The 953-nt window shown below is 33.7% G+C and carries 2 protein-coding genes; both read left to right on the top strand.

Annotation, left to right across the window (positions count from 1 at the left end; genetic code table 11):
• The first annotated feature begins 24 nt into the window (after positions 1-24).
• Entirely contained in the window at positions 25-168 is a 144-nt protein-coding gene (locus tag ACFIJ8_RS08420) for a TrwH protein (protein ID WP_375639384.1), read from the top strand.
• Complete coding sequence (locus ACFIJ8_RS08415; protein ID WP_375639383.1) at positions 165-902, top strand: type IV secretion system protein; 738 nt, start codon at positions 165-167, stop codon at positions 900-902. The genes ACFIJ8_RS08420 and ACFIJ8_RS08415 overlap by 4 nt, the downstream gene beginning before the upstream one ends.
• Positions 903-953 lie beyond the last annotated feature (51 nt).

Genomic DNA, 953 nt, shown 5'->3' with positions numbered 1-953 from the left:
AACAGTAAAAAGAGTCGTATTAAAATGAAGTCGGTCATTCTTGTAATTTTGATTGCAAACATTCTATCAGCTTGTGCATTAGCACCAAAGCTAAAACAGCCCAATGATAGGAACCGTGTGCCTATTAATAAAACAATCCCTGCCGAAATCAAGCGAGCAAATATATGAAAAAGATCTTTATTATAGCAGGAATAATTACCCTTTTGGGAATGATAAATTTATCTTCAGCATTCGGATTTAATTGGGGTCATTCTCCAAATCCAAATGCATTAAAAAAGAAGCCTCCTTCTCCACAACCACCGAAAGAAGATCTGGAGCTTATTAAGCTATTAGAAAAAGGGGAAATTATTGATCTCTTAAAAAAACAGCTTGAGTTGAAAAAAGAACAACTTTCGCAAACAGAAAAAACCTATCAAGCTATAACAAAGAGTCAGAAAACTGCACCTCAGAAAATAGACTTTTCTAGTTTTTTTCTCAAAGAACCAGAATCGCTCTATAAGAATAATCAGTTTTCAAGGAAATCATATCAAAAGGTATTAGAGGAAGAAAACAAAATTTCTGGGTCTTTTGATCAAATGGGCAAAGCTGTTTTTGCGCGTTTACAATTTTTATCGGCACTAGATAAAGCTGTAACTTTGAAAACTTTTGAAAACGTAGAAAATCGTTTTAAATACCTCCAAGATCTATTTAATGAACTTCAAACAAAAGAAAACCTGAAAGATATTGCAGATCTTCAAGCACATATCGATGGTTCATTAGCCCTGATTCAAAATGAATCTATAAAAATGCAAATGGTAGCGCATTTACGTAACGCTGAGCAATCACTTATCAAAAAGAAAAGACGCGAAGTTGATATGAAAATTTTTGATCATGAAGCAAAAGGGATGCCTACCATACGATGAAAACAAAAGCCAATGTAGAAGGTTCAGTACTATCTGAATAATTCAGAGAGG

It is taken from the genome of Bartonella sp. MF74HXZ, assembly GCF_042194445.1.
GTDB lineage: Bacteria > Pseudomonadota > Alphaproteobacteria > Rhizobiales > Rhizobiaceae > Bartonella > Bartonella grahamii.
The sequence above is the reverse complement of the archived record's forward strand: the minus strand, read 5'-3'. Positions and strand labels throughout refer to the sequence as shown.